11 protein-coding genes are annotated in these 15398 nt (G+C 51.7%); 9 read left to right on the top strand and 2 right to left on the bottom strand.

Going from position 1 to position 15398, the window contains the following annotated elements:
* Positions 1 to 33: 33 nt before the first annotated feature.
* Positions 34 to 2655 carry an alanine--tRNA ligase gene (gene alaS, locus JS578_07085; GenBank protein ID QRX62669.1) on the bottom strand — a complete coding sequence of 874 codons (2622 nt, stop codon included), beginning with the start codon at positions 2653 to 2655 and terminating at the stop codon, positions 34 to 36.
* 260 nt (positions 2656 to 2915) lie between these two features.
* Here alaS and JS578_07080 point away from each other — a divergent pair, with 260 nt between their 5' ends.
* The 5 genes from JS578_07080 (at position 2916) to JS578_07060 (ending at position 9749) form a co-directional block, all read left to right on the top strand.
* A complete protein-coding gene (locus JS578_07080; protein ID QRX62668.1) occupies positions 2916 to 3812 on the top strand; it encodes a class I SAM-dependent methyltransferase in 897 nt (298 codons plus the stop codon).
* A 12-nt stretch (positions 3813 to 3824) separates the two neighbouring features.
* Positions 3825 to 4220: a MerR family transcriptional regulator gene (locus JS578_07075; GenBank protein ID QRX62667.1), complete on the top strand. Its 396-nt coding sequence runs from the start codon at positions 3825 to 3827 to the stop codon at positions 4218 to 4220.
* Positions 4217 to 5386, top strand: coding sequence for a DUF1343 domain-containing protein (locus tag JS578_07070; protein ID QRX62666.1), 1170 nt, complete (start codon positions 4217 to 4219; stop codon positions 5384 to 5386). The genes JS578_07075 and JS578_07070 overlap by 4 nt, the downstream gene beginning before the upstream one ends.
* A gap of 153 nt (positions 5387 to 5539) precedes the next feature.
* Positions 5540 to 8164, top strand: coding sequence for a valine--tRNA ligase (locus JS578_07065; GenBank protein QRX62665.1), 2625 nt, complete (start codon positions 5540 to 5542; stop codon positions 8162 to 8164).
* A gap of 43 nt (positions 8165 to 8207) precedes the next feature.
* The gene (locus JS578_07060) at positions 8208 to 9749 is read left to right on the top strand and encodes a cellulase family glycosylhydrolase (protein ID QRX62664.1); all 1542 of its coding nucleotides are present in this window, start codon (positions 8208 to 8210) and stop codon (positions 9747 to 9749) included.
* A 51-nt stretch (positions 9750 to 9800) separates the two neighbouring features.
* Here JS578_07060 and JS578_07055 read toward each other — a convergent pair whose 3' ends face one another.
* Positions 9801 to 10496, bottom strand: a complete 696-nt coding sequence (locus tag JS578_07055) for a helix-hairpin-helix domain-containing protein (GenBank protein QRX62663.1) — start codon at positions 10494 to 10496, stop codon at positions 9801 to 9803.
* Between the two features lie 178 nt (positions 10497 to 10674).
* On the opposite strand from JS578_07055, the gene JS578_07050 reads away from it, so the two are divergent.
* The 4 genes from JS578_07050 to mnmG all read left to right on the top strand — a co-directional run bounded on the left by JS578_07050 (position 10675) and on the right by mnmG (position 15356).
* Positions 10675 to 11907, top strand: coding sequence for a hypothetical protein (locus tag JS578_07050; GenBank protein ID QRX62662.1), 1233 nt, complete (start codon positions 10675 to 10677; stop codon positions 11905 to 11907).
* Positions 11908 to 11946: 39 nt separating this feature from the next.
* Entirely contained in the window at positions 11947 to 12378 is a 432-nt protein-coding gene (gene ybeY / locus JS578_07045) for an rRNA maturation RNase YbeY (protein QRX62661.1), read from the top strand.
* 60 nt (positions 12379 to 12438) lie between these two features.
* Positions 12439 to 13389, top strand: a complete 951-nt coding sequence (locus JS578_07040) for a hypothetical protein (GenBank protein ID QRX62660.1) — start codon at positions 12439 to 12441, stop codon at positions 13387 to 13389.
* A gap of 92 nt (positions 13390 to 13481) precedes the next feature.
* Entirely contained in the window at positions 13482 to 15356 is a 1875-nt protein-coding gene (mnmG, locus tag JS578_07035; protein QRX62659.1) for a tRNA uridine-5-carboxymethylaminomethyl(34) synthesis enzyme MnmG, read from the top strand.
* Positions 15357 to 15398 lie beyond the last annotated feature (42 nt).

Raw genomic sequence — 15398 nt, 5'->3', positions numbered from 1 at the left:
GTCACATCGAAATAACTCTGTGCCATTGCCGAATTAGCTTTGCGTCACCTTCTGTACGATTGCATCCACGGCGGCATGAAGACCATCACTGTTCTTCCCGCCGGCAGTGGCAAAATGGGGTTGTCCACCACCACCACCCTGGATCAGCTTCGCCGCCTCTCGCACCATGTTGCCGGCATGCAACCCTTTCGCGACCAGGTCGTCACTCAACATCACCGTCAGTGATGGTTTACCGTTCAACTGAACGCCGGCCACGAAGAGCATTTTCTCGGGGAACTGCGCTTTCAGCTGGAAAGCAATATCCTTCACCACGTCGGGCATCCCTACCGGCAACTCCACTCGGAACAGGGTAATCCCATCCAGTTCTACTCTCTTCTCAATGATTCGTTGGCGCAGTTGCTCGCTCTTCTCTTTCAAGAACTCCTGTACCTGCTTCTTCATCTCATCGTTCTCCGACATGAGGCGTTGTACCCCCTGCATAATATCAGGCACGTTGTTGAGCATGTTTTTGATCTCCAGGATCGCATCCTCCTTGGCATAGAGGTACTCCTCACATCCTTTTGCGGTGACCGCCTCGATGCGGCGCACACCTGCAGCGATGGCACTCTCGCTCACGATGCGGAAGGTCCCGATGCGGCCGGTAGAGGAGATGTGTGTCCCTCCGCATAACTCAATGGAAGAGCCAAATCGAACGGTACGAACCACCTCGCCATACTTCTCTCCGAAGAGCGCCATCGCTCCCTCTGCTTTAGCCTCTTCAATCGGCACATTGCGATGTTCCTCTATTGGATAGTCGCCCCTGATGGCAGCGGTGACCTTTCTCTCCACCGCACGGATCTCCTCCGGTGTCATCTTCTGGAAGTGGGAGAAGTCGAACCGCAATAGATCAGATGAAACATAAGACCCTTTTTGCTCCACATGGCTGCCCAGCACCTCACACAATGCCTCATGCATCAGGTGGGTGGCAGTATGGTTGCACTCGGTGGCAATGCGTTTTTCCTCATCGATACGGGCTATGAACTCCGCATCCGGATTTGCGGGGAGCCTGTCGGTGAGGTGCACCGCCAGGTTATTCTCCCGCTTGGTGTCTAAGATGGGGATCCATTCGCTGCCATCAGCAGCTGTGAGGCGGCCGCTGTCGCCCACCTGTCCACCCATTTCGGCATAGAAGGGTGAACGGGAAAGCACCAGTTGATAATATTGTTTGTTCTTCTGCTTTACGGCACGATAGCGAAGAATGCGGGTGCTGCTTTCCATCTCGTCGTAACCCACAAAAGTTGGATCACCCTCGTGCAGCCTTGTCCAGTCGCCTGTTTCCGTTGCGGCAGCATTGCGCGCCCTTTGTTTCTGCTTCTGCATCTCGGCGTCGAAGCCGGCCAGGTCGACCCGCATGTCATGCTCCCGCAAGATTAACTCTGTCAGGTCGACAGGAAAACCATAGGTGTCGTAAAGCTGGAAAGCGACTTCGCCACTGAGGTACTCAACTTTGGTTTCCGGGATGCTCTTCTCCAGCATTTTGATGCCGGTCTCCAGGGTTCGGAGGAACGACTCCTCCTCCTCCTTGATTACCTTCTCAATCAGTGTTTGCTGTGCCTGCAGCTCGGGGTAGGCTTCGCCCATCACATCGATCAGGGTGGGCAGTAAGCGGTAGATGAACGACTCATGCATCCCCAGGAAGGTGTAACCGTAGCGTACAGCACGACGAAGAATGCGACGGATTACATAGCCCGCACGGGCGTTGGAAGGTAATTGTCCGTCGGTCACAGAGAAGGCGATGGTACGCAGGTGGTCGGCAACGACCCGCATGGCGATATCCTTCCTGACGTCCTCACCATAGGGATGGGAGGTGATCTCCGCAATCCTCTGAACGATGGGCTGAAACAGGTCTGTGTCATAGTTGGAGAGCTTTCCCTGTACCGCCATGCAGAGCCGCTCGAAACCCATGCCGGTGTCAATCACCTTCGCAGGGAGCGGCTCCAAAGTGCCGTCCGCCTTGCGGTTGTATTGCATGAAGACGAGGTTCCAGATCTCGATGACCTGGGGATGGCTCTGGTTCACCAGCGCCAGTCCGCTCACCTTCTCACGCTCACTTTCTGGACGGATATCGATGTGGATCTCGGAACAGGGACCACAGGGACCGGTATCTCCCATCTCCCAGAAGTTGTCTTTCTTGTTGCCGTTGATGATCCGTTCATTCGGCAAAAATGCTTCCCAGTAAGAAGCAGCCTCATCGTCACGCTCCAGTCCCTCTTCCTTTGAACCCTCGAAGACGGTCACGTAGAGTCGCTCCTTGTCGAGTTTCAGCACCTCGGTGAGATACTCCCAGGCCCAGCTGATGGCCTCCTTCTTGAAGTAGTCGCCAAAGGACCAGTTGCCCAGCATTTCGAACATCGTGTGGTGGTAAGTGTCATGTCCCACCTCCTCCAGGTCGTTGTGCTTACCGCTCACACGAAGGCACTTCTGAGAGTCGGCTACCCGTGGGTACTTGACCGGGGCGTTTCCCAGGATGATATCCTTGAACTGGTTCATACCGGCATTGGTAAACATCAACGTGGGGTCATCCTTGATGACCATGGGTGCCGATGGCACGATCTGGTGCTGCTTCGATTGGAAAAAATCTTTGAACGACTGGCGGATTTCTTTCGACGTGATCATATCTCTCTGTAGGTTTGCTGTTTTCATTAATTCGCTAATTTACGGACTTCGATAAAACGCAGTGCGCAAATCTGAATGATGTTGCTCATTTCAATTTCGAAGTGCAAAGATACTATTTTCTTGTGTTTTACGGAACAGAAATGGAGAGATCACTTTTCAATGCTTTCCTGTTTACGAACATTTCTTCGTACATTTGCAACTGTGGCGGATGTGTGACTTTCGATTTAAGTATCCGCCAAATAACTTCCAACACAAAAACTATGTCAACTGTAGTGATTTCTGAATGTCCCATTTGCCGCAGCAATCAACTAGAGAAACGGTTCGACTGTGAGGATTATTTCTCCAGCAGTGAGCTGTTTCCGGTATGTGACTGCCTGCAATGCGGATTTCGTTTCACCAATCACTTTCCTCCGGAAGAGATTATCCGGAATTATTACGATACACCCAACTATATCTCGCATTCCGACTCAGACAAAGGAGTCACCAACAAGCTTTACCAACTCTTCCGCAGGAAGATGCTGCAGCGGAAAGTAAGGCTTGTGAAGCGATTTACCAATCACAACGAGGCTGAACTGCTGGATATCGGTTGTGGTACCGGTCACTTCCTGCAGACAGCAAGAGCGGCCGGCTTCAGGGTGACAGGGATTGAGAAAAGCAAGATGGCAAGGGAAAAAGCTCTAACCCAGTTCCAACTGAATGTACAGGAAGATCTGGATCGATTTACGCCCGATCATTCGTTTGAGGTGATCACCCTCTGGCATGTGCTGGAGCACCTGGAGAAACTGAACGAGAGTGTTGCCAAAATCAGCAAAATGCTGGTACAGGAGGGCACGCTGGTGATCGCGTTGCCCAACCATCACTCATACGACGCAGGTGTGTATGGCAAGCAGTGGGCGGCCTATGATGTGCCGCGCCATCTCTGGCATTTCACACCCGAAACGGTGGAGCGACTGATGCAAAAGCACGGCATGAGGGTGGTGAAACATTATCGCATGCCGCTCGATGCGTTTTATATCAGTCTTATAAGTGAATCCTACAAGGGTTCTTCTTCCTGGAGCAGATTTCCAAAGGCATTCCTTAGAGGCATGACAGGTTATCTACTCTCTTTGTTTGATCTGAAACAGAGCAGTTCAATCATCTATATCATCAAAAAATAACCATTCACAGCCATGGGCAAACGAAAGAAACCGATTCAGTTCAGCGAAAAGCGACTCTACTACTCCATACAGGAGGTGGCAGACCATTTCGCGGTGAATGTCTCCCTGCTTCGTTTCTGGGAGAAGGAGTTCGACAACATCAACCCGAAAAAAACGGCTGGTGGCACCCGTCAGTACAGACAGGAGGATATCCAGCAGGTTGAGATTGTTTACCATCTCGTGAAAGAGAAAGGGATGACACTGGAGGGTGCACGACAAACGCTTCGCAGCAAGAAAGATGAGGAGACCAAACGGGTGGAGGCGGTTGCTCGACTGTCGGAGATAAAAAAGGAGCTGCTGCAACTGGAGGAGGAGTTCGACCGGCTCCACGAACAGCGTAAGTATACAAAAACAATCACCGAGGAATGACAAAAATAACACTCTTCATTCTTTTGACAGCCTTTGTTGCCTCCCTTCCTGCTCAACCGCAGGAGATCGTGAAGGTGGGAGCGGAACGGACAGCATGCTATTTCCCCCTGCTGGAAGGAAAGCGGGTGGCGGTGATGACCAATCAGACCGGCATGGCGGGTGATGAGCATCTGGTTGATCTGTTGCTGCGGCACCGGCACAATCTGGTGGGCATCTTCTCACCCGAGCATGGATTTCGGGGCACTGCCGACGCGGGTGAACATGTATCCAGCTCGGTGGATAAGAAAACCGGCATCCCCATCTGGTCGCTATACGGCAGTGGCAACGGTAAGCCCTCCGCCGAGAAGATGAAAGCATTCGATATCCTGGTTTTTGATCTTCAGGATGTGGGTCTCCGTTTCTACACCTATTACGCCAGCATGGCACGCCTGATGGATGCCTGTGCGGAACATGGCAAGCAGATGATCGTGCTGGACCGCCCCAACCCCAACGGCATGTATGTGGATGGACCGATACTTGACATGAAGCACAAGTCAGGAGTGGGATGGCTCCCCATCCCGGTGGTACATGGCATGACACTGGGCGAACTGGCACTGATGATCAACGGCGAAGGATGGCTCCCCGGGAAGAGGATCTGCAAGCTTACCGTGATTCCCTGCGAGAATTACACACACCAGACACGCTACGAGCTGCCCATCGCTCCGTCTCCCAACCTACCCAACAACCACGCCATCTACCTCTACCCCTCCACCTGTCTCTTCGAAGGAACGATGATGAGCCTGGGCAGGGGTACCCCCTACCCCTTTGAGGTGTACGGACATCCTGATTACCGCGGATCGGACTTTACTTTTATCCCGAGGAGTGTGCCGGGTGCGAGAAAACCGCCGATGCTCAACAAAAAATGCTACGGGGTGGATCTGCGTGAGCTACCGGATGAACAGATCATCGCCACCGGATTCGATCTCACCTACCTGATCGATGCCTACCGGAACCTGAATATGGGGAATAAGTTCTTCTCCTCTTTCTTCGAAAAGCTGGTCGGCGTTGATTACATCCGGCATGACATCATTGCCGGCAAACCAGCTGAGGAGATCAGCAAAAGATGGTATTGTGATGTGGAGCAGTTCAAGCAACAACGGAAACCCTACCTGATTTACGAAGAATAGATGTTACGATAATATAGTCGTTTGACAAAAAAATGCGCTATCAAGCGCATTTTTTGTATTTTTGCACTTCATTTACACAACGTTCAGGAGACAACTCAGATAAATAGTCTTTTCGCTCGTTGAATTGCGTCAAGAATACGAATGAATCAAAATATGGAGATTGCAAGCAAATACAACCCTGCAGAGGTAGAAGAGAAGTGGTACCAGTACTGGATGGAGCACAACCTGTTCCACTCCGAGCCGGATGAACGTGAACCCTATACCATCGTCATCCCGCCCCCCAACGTCACCGGTGTGCTGCACATGGGGCACATGCTCAACAACACCATCCAGGATGTGTTGGTGCGCCGTGCACGCATGCAGGGAAAGAATGCCTGCTGGGTGCCCGGCACCGACCATGCTTCCATCGCCACAGAAGCGAAGGTGGTGAACCGACTTGCAGCGCAGGGGATCAAAAAGAGCGATCTCACCCGTGATGCGTTTCTCAACCATGCCTGGGAGTGGACCCACGAGCACGGAGGGATCATCCTGGAGCAACTGAAGAAGCTGGGTGCCTCCTGTGACTGGGAGCGTACCGCTTTCACCATGGATGAGGCCCGCTCGGAAAGCGTGCTGCGTGTCTTCTGCGATCTCTACGAGAAAGGATTGATCTACCGCGGTGTGCGGATGGTCAACTGGGACCCGAAGGCGCTCACCGCTCTCTCCGACGAGGAGGTGATCCACAAGGAGGTGAACGGCAAGCTCTATTACCTGCGGTATATGATCGAAGGGGATCCTGACGGCGGCTTCGCAGTGGTGGCAACTACGCGCCCGGAGACCATCATGGGCGACACCGCCATGTGCATCAACCCTAATGATCCAAAGAACGCACACCTAAAGGGGAAGAGGGTGATTGTCCCATTGGTGAACCGCGTGGTCCCAGTGATCGAGGATGACTATGTAGACATTGAGTTCGGTACCGGTTGCCTAAAGGTGACGCCGGCACATGATGTGAATGACTACATGCTGGGAGAGAAGTACAACCTTCCCTCCATCGACATCTTCAATCCCGATGGCACACTCAACGAGCATGGTGCCATGTATGCCGGAAAGGAACGTTTCGCGGTTCGCAAAGAGATAGAGAAGGATCTGGAGGCTGCAGGACTGATGGAGAAGACCGAACCTTACACCAACAAGGTGGGCTTCTCGGAACGTACCGATGAGGCAATTGAACCGAAGCTCTCGATGCAATGGTTCCTGAAGATGGATGAGTTGGCACAACCTGCCGCCGAAGCGGTGGAGCAGGATACCATTCGTTTCTTCCCTGAGAAATATAAGAACACCTACCGCCACTGGATGGAAAATATCAAGGACTGGTGTATCAGCCGACAGCTCTGGTGGGGTCACCGCATTCCGGCCTACTTTCTCCCCCGGGGAGGTGTGGTGGTAGGGATGACTCCTGAGGAGGCATTCGAAAAGGCAAAAAAAATCGTTGACTATCCACTTACAATCGATGAGCTGAAACAGGATGAGGATGTGCTCGACACTTGGTTCTCCTCCTGGCTCTGGCCCATCTCTGTTTTCGACGGTATCAGGCAGCCGGAGAATAGCGACATCCAATACTACTATCCAACCAGCGATCTGGTTACAGGACCCGATATCATCTTCTTCTGGGTGGCACGTATGATCATGTCGGGCTACGAGTATCGGCAGGATGCCTGCTTCCGGAATGTCTACTTCACCGGTATCGTACGTGACAATCAGGGACGCAAGATGTCAAAGCAGCTGGGCAACTCACCCGATCCCATCGAGCTGATGAACCGTTACGGTGCCGATGGTGTCCGCATGGGGATGCTGCTCTCCTCAGCCGCCGGCAACGACCTGCTGTTCGACGAGACCCTCTGCGAACAGGGACGTAACTTCAACAACAAGATATGGAACGCCTTCCGCCTGATCAAGGGATGGGAAACCAACGGCACCATCCCACAACCGGAGTCGGCACGGATTGCCATCGACTGGTTTGGCAGCAAGCTTACGGAAACCATCGTTGAACTGGAAGACTTATTCTCCAAGTACCGCCTCTCCGAGGCATTAATGCTTCTCTACAAGCTCTTCTGGGATGAGTTCTCCTCCTGGTACCTGGAGATGATCAAGCCTGCCTACCAGCAGCCTATCGACAGCGAGACCTACCGGGTAACCCTTGACTATTTCGATGCGCTGCTCCGCCTGCTGCACCCCTTTATGCCCTTTATCACCGAAGAACTGTGGCAAGCACTGCTTCAAAGAGAGGAAGGGGATAGCATCATGACCGCTCAGCAACCCAAAGAGGGTGCAACTGACCCGGAACTGCTGAACCAGTTTGAACAGGTGAAACAGCTGATCGCAGGGGTACGCACCATCCGCCTGGAGAAGAATATTCCCAACAGAGACGCTTTGGAGTTACAGGTCATCGGAGGGCACAACGACCGGTACAACAGTGTGATCACCAAGATGTGTAACCTCTCCTCACTCACGGTAGTCTCCGAAAAAGTGACAGGAGCTGCAGGATTCATGGTGGGCACCACCGAATATTCGGTGCCGCTGACCGACAAGATGGACCTGGAAGCGGAGCTCCAGAAGCTGAAAGCAGAACTGGCATACACCGAAGGCTTCCTGCTGTCGGTTTCAAAAAAGCTGGGCAACGAGCGATTCGTACAAAACGCCAAACCTGAGATCGTAGAGAACGAGCGAAAGAAGAAGGCGGATGCGGAAAGCAAGATCGCTTCACTGAAAGAGAACATAGCCGCACTGGAGAAATGACTGCGGCTGAAAACATATCATATCAATTGTAACCCGTTATAACATGAAGAATATCCAATTTCCCGTTCTGCAAATAGTGGCAACCTTTGTGATGTTACTTGTCAGCTTGTCATGCTCTTCTTCGAATGACTCCCCGGAGGACCATCCTTTCCTTGACATAAAAAGCATATCATCCAAAAGCCTCCCTGCCAACGGTGGTGAGACGATCATCAGTGTGGGCTCGCGGCCTTTGGCCAATGCTGTGTCCGACGCCGGGTGGTTGTCTTTGAAATCATCCATACCACAGGAGAACCATACTTCTTTCCTGTTCATGGCAGAGGCCAATAAAGGTGACTCGCGCAAGGCAAACATCACCGTTACCGCCGGCGACAAGCAGGAGACCATCATCGTCCTCCAGGAGAAGGGAAACAACAGCGGTATCGACCCTGCAGACGAGACGCAGCCTGCAGTAATAGTGGCTCGGCAGCTGGGCCTGGGATGGAATCTGGGCAATCAGCTCGATGCACATGCCAACAACGTGTCTGGCGAGACACTGTGGGGTAACGGAAAAGCCACACAAGAGACGCTCCACAAGGTGAGGGAGGCTGGTTTTACATCGGTACGCATACCCGTCACCTGGTTAGGCAAAGTGGGAGCGGCACCTGAATATTTAATCGACTCCGGATGGCTGGAACGTGTGGCAGAGGTTGTGGGTTATGCTGAGCAAGCAGGATTGAAAGCAATCATCAACATTCACCATGATGGTCACCGAAGTGAGAATGAAAGCGGAAACTGGCTCGATATCACGAAAGCAGCTTCAAACGCCGCTGCCAACGAGGCCATAAAGGCACAACTAAGTGCCATGTGGTCTCAGATAGCCGAACGCTTCAAAGAGAAAGGGGAGTTCCTGATCTTCGAAGGAGTGAATGAGATTCATGACGGTAAATGGGGTTATGGTGACAATACCAGTGACGGCGGGAAGCAATATGCCATCCTCAATGAGTGGCAACAAACGTTTGTCGATGCCGTGCGTGCCGTCGGTGGCAACAATGCCACCCGTTACCTGGGTGTTAGCGGTTACACCACCAATCCCGAGTTGACGATGAAACACCTGAATCTGCCGGAGGATAGTGCAACAGATCGCTTGTTGGTATCGGTACACTACTATGACCCTCATGAGTTCACACTGACTGATAAGTTTGGTGAGTGGGGACACACCGGTGCCACCGGAAAGAAAGAGCAATGGGGTGACGAAGATCATATGAGGAAGGTGTTTGCTGATTTGAAGGCCACCTATGTCGACAAGGGTATTCCCGTTTATATCGGAGAGATGGGCTGCGTGCACCGTAGCGACAGTCGCTCCGAGTCGTTCCGGAAATATTACCTTGAATATCTGTGCAAGGCTGCCCGCACCTATGGCATGGCCGCTTTTTACTGGGACAACGGCAGCACCGGTACCGGGCATGAAAGTTCCGGTCTGATTGATCATGCGACGGGCAATTATGTCAACAATGGCAAAGAAATTGTGGAGGTCATGACAAGAGGTTATTATACGACAGACACCTCTTACACATTGGAAACCGTCTATCAAAATGCGCCTCAATAAAAGAAACCTTCTATTGGGCGTCTCTTTGGTAACAAGTCCAATCTGCAGAGTTTAAAACTCCAGATAGGGCTCCAGACGTTTAATATCCTCCTGCGTAAATTGTTCCAGCATCGCCAGCTCCCGGATCGTTTCAATTTTACCTTTCTTTCGCCGGAGGTTAAAGATGGCCTGCACCTGCTCATAATTGAGATAGGGATGGCGTAACAGCTCACTGAACTCAGCAAGGTTCACCGGCAGTGGTCGCCATACACTGTCCGGCGTAATATAGGGCGTTATGCGGGCATATAACTCCTCGTTTAGCCCATACACCTCCAACAGTTGATCCTTGCGCACATAGCCTCCCAGCAGCTCACGATACTTCACAATGCGGGACGCATAGCTGGTGCCGATGCCCGGGATCATCTTCCAACGTGTCGTATCGGCCTCATTCAGTGTGATGGTCTCACCCGGCCGCAGCTTCGCCGCAACGCGATATGAGGGATAGTTGCGATCCCTACCCTCTCCACCGGAAGCGTCAGCTTGTTTTCTTTCATCACCTCCCGACACGGATTTCAATCCTTCCGGTTCTCCTAAAGGAGCAATCATCCTCTCCTCCTGATGAACTTCCCCGCTGTGTTGAAACTGCTCAAATGCCTGAATGAGCGAATCGTTCTGTTGTAACACGAAGCGGGATGAACGGCGGCTGCTGAGCAATATCTGCAGGATCAGCGTCAACACGATCAGGATCAACAGAAGCAGTACACCCAACCTCGATCCTCTTTGAAAATATAGAAAATCCTTCCAGCGCATTTAATCGAAGGCTCTCTGTTCAGCCTGGTAAAGTTACAAAATATCTTATTTTCCTTCTTGATAAAATAGCAGAAATTGTACCTTTGGATGTTGAATGTCAGTAACAACTCTTTTTCAACCTTGATTTCCGCTGAATATGGTATTGAACTACATCTGGATCGCGTTCTTCCTTATCGCCTTTGTGGTGGCTCTGGTAAAGCTGCTCTTCTTTGGAGACATGCAGGTCTTCACCGACATCATGAACTCCACCTACGACACCGCACGTACCGGTTTCGAGATCTCACTGGGACTGACGGGAGTGCTCTCCCTCTGGTTGGGAGTGATGAAGATCGGTGAACGGGGCGGCATGGTGGAGCTGTTCTCTCGCGCTGTGGCACCCCTCTTTTCACGACTCTTCCCTGACCTTCCGAAAAACCACCCCGCCGCGGGATCAATGCTGATGAACATCTCTGCCAACATGCTGGGACTCGACAATGCTGCCACCCCCTTCGGTCTGAAGGCGATGCAACAGCTGCAGGAGATCAACCCACAGAAGGAACAGGCTTCCAACCCGATGATCATGTTCCTGGTGCTGAATGCTTCCGGACTCACCCTGATTCCTGTCACAGTGATGGTTTACCGCGCTCAGCTGGGTGCTGCCAACCCGGCCGATGTCTTCATCCCCATCATGATCGCCACCTTCGCCGCCACACTCGCGGGAGTGATCGCAGTATGCCTGAGGCAGGGAATCAACATCTTCCAACGCGCCATCATGGGCTTCCTGCTGGGCATGTGCGCCATCATCGCTGCCACCGTGCTGCTCTTCCGCACCATGCCGCAGGAGCAGATCAACATTGTCTCCAGCCTGGCTGCCAACATCATTCTCTTTTCTATCATCTGCCTCTTCATCTTAAAGGCGCTGCGAAAAAAAATCAACATCTTTGAGGCCTTTATCGACGGTGCAAAAGATGGTTTCAAGACTGCTGTCACCATCATCCCTTACCTGATCGCCATCCTTGTGGGCATCGGTGTCTTCCGGGCCTCGGGTGCGATGGATTTCCTCATGGATGGATTGCGCAGCCTGGTGGCGATGACCGGCAGCGACACCCGTTGGGTGGATGGCATGCCCACGGCACTGATGAAACCGCTCAGCGGTAGCGGCGCCAGGGGGATGATGATAGACACGATGAAAAACTTCGGTGCCGACTCATTTACAGGACGTCTTTCAGCCGTATTGCAGGGAGCCACCGACACTACTTTTTATATCGTAGCTGTTTACTATGGAGCCGTGAACATAAAAAATTCGCGCTACACCGTTCCCTATGCGCTTTTGGCCGATCTGGCCGGTGTCATCGCTGCCATATTCACGGCCTACCTCTTTTTCGGTTAGCAAATATGCGATCCTCAACGTTAATATATATTAATAATTATGGCCATCAGATTTCAATCAGAGAACGTCCCCTTTCCGGGAGCAATCAAAAAACGTGAGACGGCAAACTGGATCAAAACGATTGCTGCCAATTATGGCAAGAAGGTTGGAGAACTTTCCTACCTCTTTTGTGACGACCGGAAAATCCTGGAGATGAACCGCCACTATCTTCAGCATGATTATTTCACCGACATCATCACTTTCGACTATTCGGAAGAAAATACCATCGCTGGGGATATCATCATCAGCCTTGAGACGGTAAGCAGCAATTCACAAAAGTATCAGACTCCGTTTGAGGAAGAACTGCGACGGGTGATCATCCATGGTGTGCTGCACCTCTGTGGCCTGCGTGACAAGAACAGGAAGGAGCAAAAAGAGATGAGGGAGGCAGAAGATAAAGCACTATTTCTGTTGAATTCTAACAGCCAATAATTTACAAAACGACTCAAGACCTTCCGATAATTCACATATGTAAAACAAAGCACTTCTGATATGACCAAAACCTTCTCTCTGATGTTCTACAACACCGAGAACTTTTACGACACCGTTGATGATCCCAACACGATGGATGATGAATTCACACCGGAAGGATTTCGTGAGTGGACCAATTATCGTTACCAAGATAAAGTTGAAAAATTGACAAATGTAATCACCAAGATCGTTCATCCAAATTATCCTGATGTCATCTCGCTTGCTGAAATTGAAAACAAAACTGTAATGGAGAGCATGTTGCAGGAAATGAATCAGAGAGGCTTGAAGGGATACAGCTTCGTTCATTACGACAGTCCCGATGAACGGGGTTCGGATGTGGCTATGATATACAACACCGGTACTTTCAGGGTGCTGGAGAGTCACCCGGTACTGGTTCGTCTCCCGGGCATTGAAGATCGTACCCGGGATATCCTTTATGTGAAAGGAACAATCCCCAATGGGGAAGTGCTGCATCTCTTCACCATCCATTTTCCTTCACGCGCCGAGGGACGCGAACTTTCAGAAAGGAGACGTTATTTTGCTGCCAGTGAATTGAGGAACGCTGTCTACAAATTAACTGCGGAAGAACCGGAAGCGAATGTGATCATCATGGGCGACTTCAACGACACACCGGATGACAACAGCGTGGACGAGGTGCTGGGTGCACATAAAAGCTTTGAGGAAGTCAAAAGCATGGGGCTTTACAACCTTCTTTACCCAAGATACAAGAAAGGATTGGGGACTACCTACCACAAGGGATGGCTAATGTTTGACCAGGTAATCGTCTCAGGAAACCTGCTCATGTCAACAACCATCGACTGCAAACCGGAAGATGCCGACCTGTTCAACCCATCCTGGCTCCTCTACTTCGGTCGCAACAACCGACCCAAGCCCAACCGCACCTACAGCGGCAAATATGTGGGCGGTTACAGCGACCACCTGCCCATACACCTACGGCTCAACATCAAGTGAGAGCAGCTGATGGGATATTATCGGTTATTAACAGTATAAGCGACAGGCAACGTTTTCTTTTTTAGTAAATTTGCACCTTCGATTAAAAGAAAATGAATTTCAATTACGACATCATAGTTGTGGGTGCAGGTCATGCCGGCTGCGAAGCAGCAACGGCCGCAGCCAACATGGGCTCCCGGACGTTGCTCATCACCATGGACATGAACAAGATTGCACAAATGAGTTGCAATCCTGCCGTGGGTGGTGTGGCCAAAGGCCAGATCGTACGTGAGATTGATGCTTTGGGTGGCCAGATGGGCATCGTAAGCGACCGCACGGCCATTCAGTTCAGGATGCTAAACCGCTCCAAGGGTCCTGCCATGTGGAGTCCCCGCGTACAAAGTGACCGGGTGAAATACATCGAAACCTGGCGGGACATCATCGAAAACACCCCCAACCTCTTCATGTGGCAGGATACTGTCACCGAGCTCATCTTTGACAATGACAGGGTAACAGGTGTGAAAACCCGCATAGGTGTCACCTTCACCGCCGGTGCAGTAATCCTTACGAACGGCACCTTTCTAAATGGGTTGATCCACATCGGCAAGGTGCAGATCGGCGGTGGTCGCATCGCCGAACCGGCTTCTTTCGGGATGACAGAACAACTGCGGGAGCGAGGATTCCGCACCGACAGGATGAAGACAGGCACACCGGTGCGGATCGATGCCCGATCCATCGACTACTCACTGCTGGAAGAACAAAAAGGGGACATCGATTTCCACAAGTTTTCCTATCTCCCGGAGGTACAGCGCACCCTCAAACAACGGAGTTGCTGGATCGCCTACACCTCGGATGAGGTGCATGCCGCACTGCGGGAGGGACTGAATGACTCACCGCTCTACAACGGACAGATACAGAGCATCGGCCCCCGCTACTGCCCCAGCATTGAGACAAAAATTGTCACCTTCTCCGAGAAAACAAGCCACCAGCTCTTCCTCGAACCGGAGGGTGAAACCACACACGAATGTTATCTCAACGGTTTCTCCTCATCACTGCCGTTGGAAACCCAGTTGAAGGCGCTGCAGAGCATTCCCGCTTTTCGCAACGCGCATATCTTCCGTCCCGGTTATGCCATCGAGTATGACTTTTTCGACCCCACGCAGCTCTACCCCACCCTCGAAACAAAGGCTGTGAAAAACCTCTTTTTTGCCGGCCAGATCAACGGCACGACAGGCTATGAGGAGGCCGCAGGACAGGGCATCATGGCGGGCATCAACGCCCACATCAACTGCCATGGGGGCAGTCCATTTGTGTTGCAACGCGACGAAGCCTATATCGGGGTACTGATTGATGACCTGATCACAAAGGGGGTGGATGAACCCTACAGGATGTTTACCTCCCGCGCCGAGTACCGCATATTGCTTCGGCAGGACAATGCCGACGAACGGCTCACCCGCAGGGGATATGAACTGGGATTGGCGACTGCAGGACGAATGAATCTGCTTACGAACAAAGTGGAAAAAGTGAATGAGATCATCGGTTTCGTGAATGATTTCTCCATCAAGGCAGACAGGATCAATCCCTTCCTGGAGAGCATAGGCACCTCTCCCCTCAAACAGGGAGTGAAGCTGATCGATCTGCTGGTGCGACCACACATCGACCTGGAGGTGATGGCACGTGAGGTTGCACCCTTGCGTGAACTTCTGGAAAGCATCCCGGAACGGAAGGAGGAGATCATCGAGTCGGCCGACATCCAGATCAAGTACAGCGGATACATCAAGCGCGAACAGGTGATGGCTGACAAGATCACACGGCTTGAAGATATCCGTATCAAGGACAAATTCAACTACAACGAGATTCAGTCTCTCTCCACCGAAGCAAGACAGAAACTGACCCGTATCAACCCTGAAACAATCGCACAGGCAAGCAGGATACCCGGTGTTTCGCCCAACGACATATCGGTCTTGCTGGTGTTGCTTGGAAGATAAGAAACCGAAATGTTTCACGTGGAACATTTCCAAAAAAAACAA

It is taken from the genome of Dysgonomonadaceae bacterium zrk40, from assembly GCA_016916535.1.
Classification (GTDB): domain Bacteria; phylum Bacteroidota; class Bacteroidia; order Bacteroidales; family Dysgonomonadaceae; genus Proteiniphilum.
Note: the sequence above shows the minus strand (reverse complement) of the source record. Positions and strands in the feature narration are given on the sequence as shown.

Bases quoted from the DNA above. Each gene is read 5' to 3' on its own strand.
- alaS (QRX62669.1), bottom strand. From the start codon at position 2,655: ATGATCACGTCGAAAGAAATCCGCCAGTCGTTCAAAGATTTTTTCCAA.
- JS578_07080 (QRX62668.1), top strand. From the start codon at position 2,916: ATGTCAACTGTAGTGATTTCTGAATGTCCCATTTGCCGCAGCAATCAA.
- JS578_07075 (QRX62667.1), top strand. From the start codon at position 3,825: ATGGGCAAACGAAAGAAACCGATTCAGTTCAGCGAAAAGCGACTCTAC.
- JS578_07070 (QRX62666.1), top strand. From the start codon at position 4,217: ATGACAAAAATAACACTCTTCATTCTTTTGACAGCCTTTGTTGCCTCC.
- JS578_07065 (QRX62665.1), top strand. From the start codon at position 5,540: ATGGAGATTGCAAGCAAATACAACCCTGCAGAGGTAGAAGAGAAGTGG.
- JS578_07060 (QRX62664.1), top strand. From the start codon at position 8,208: ATGAAGAATATCCAATTTCCCGTTCTGCAAATAGTGGCAACCTTTGTG.
- JS578_07050 (QRX62662.1), top strand. From the start codon at position 10,675: ATGGTATTGAACTACATCTGGATCGCGTTCTTCCTTATCGCCTTTGTG.
- ybeY (QRX62661.1), top strand. From the start codon at position 11,947: ATGGCCATCAGATTTCAATCAGAGAACGTCCCCTTTCCGGGAGCAATC.
- JS578_07040 (QRX62660.1), top strand. From the start codon at position 12,439: ATGACCAAAACCTTCTCTCTGATGTTCTACAACACCGAGAACTTTTAC.
- mnmG (QRX62659.1), top strand. From the start codon at position 13,482: ATGAATTTCAATTACGACATCATAGTTGTGGGTGCAGGTCATGCCGGC.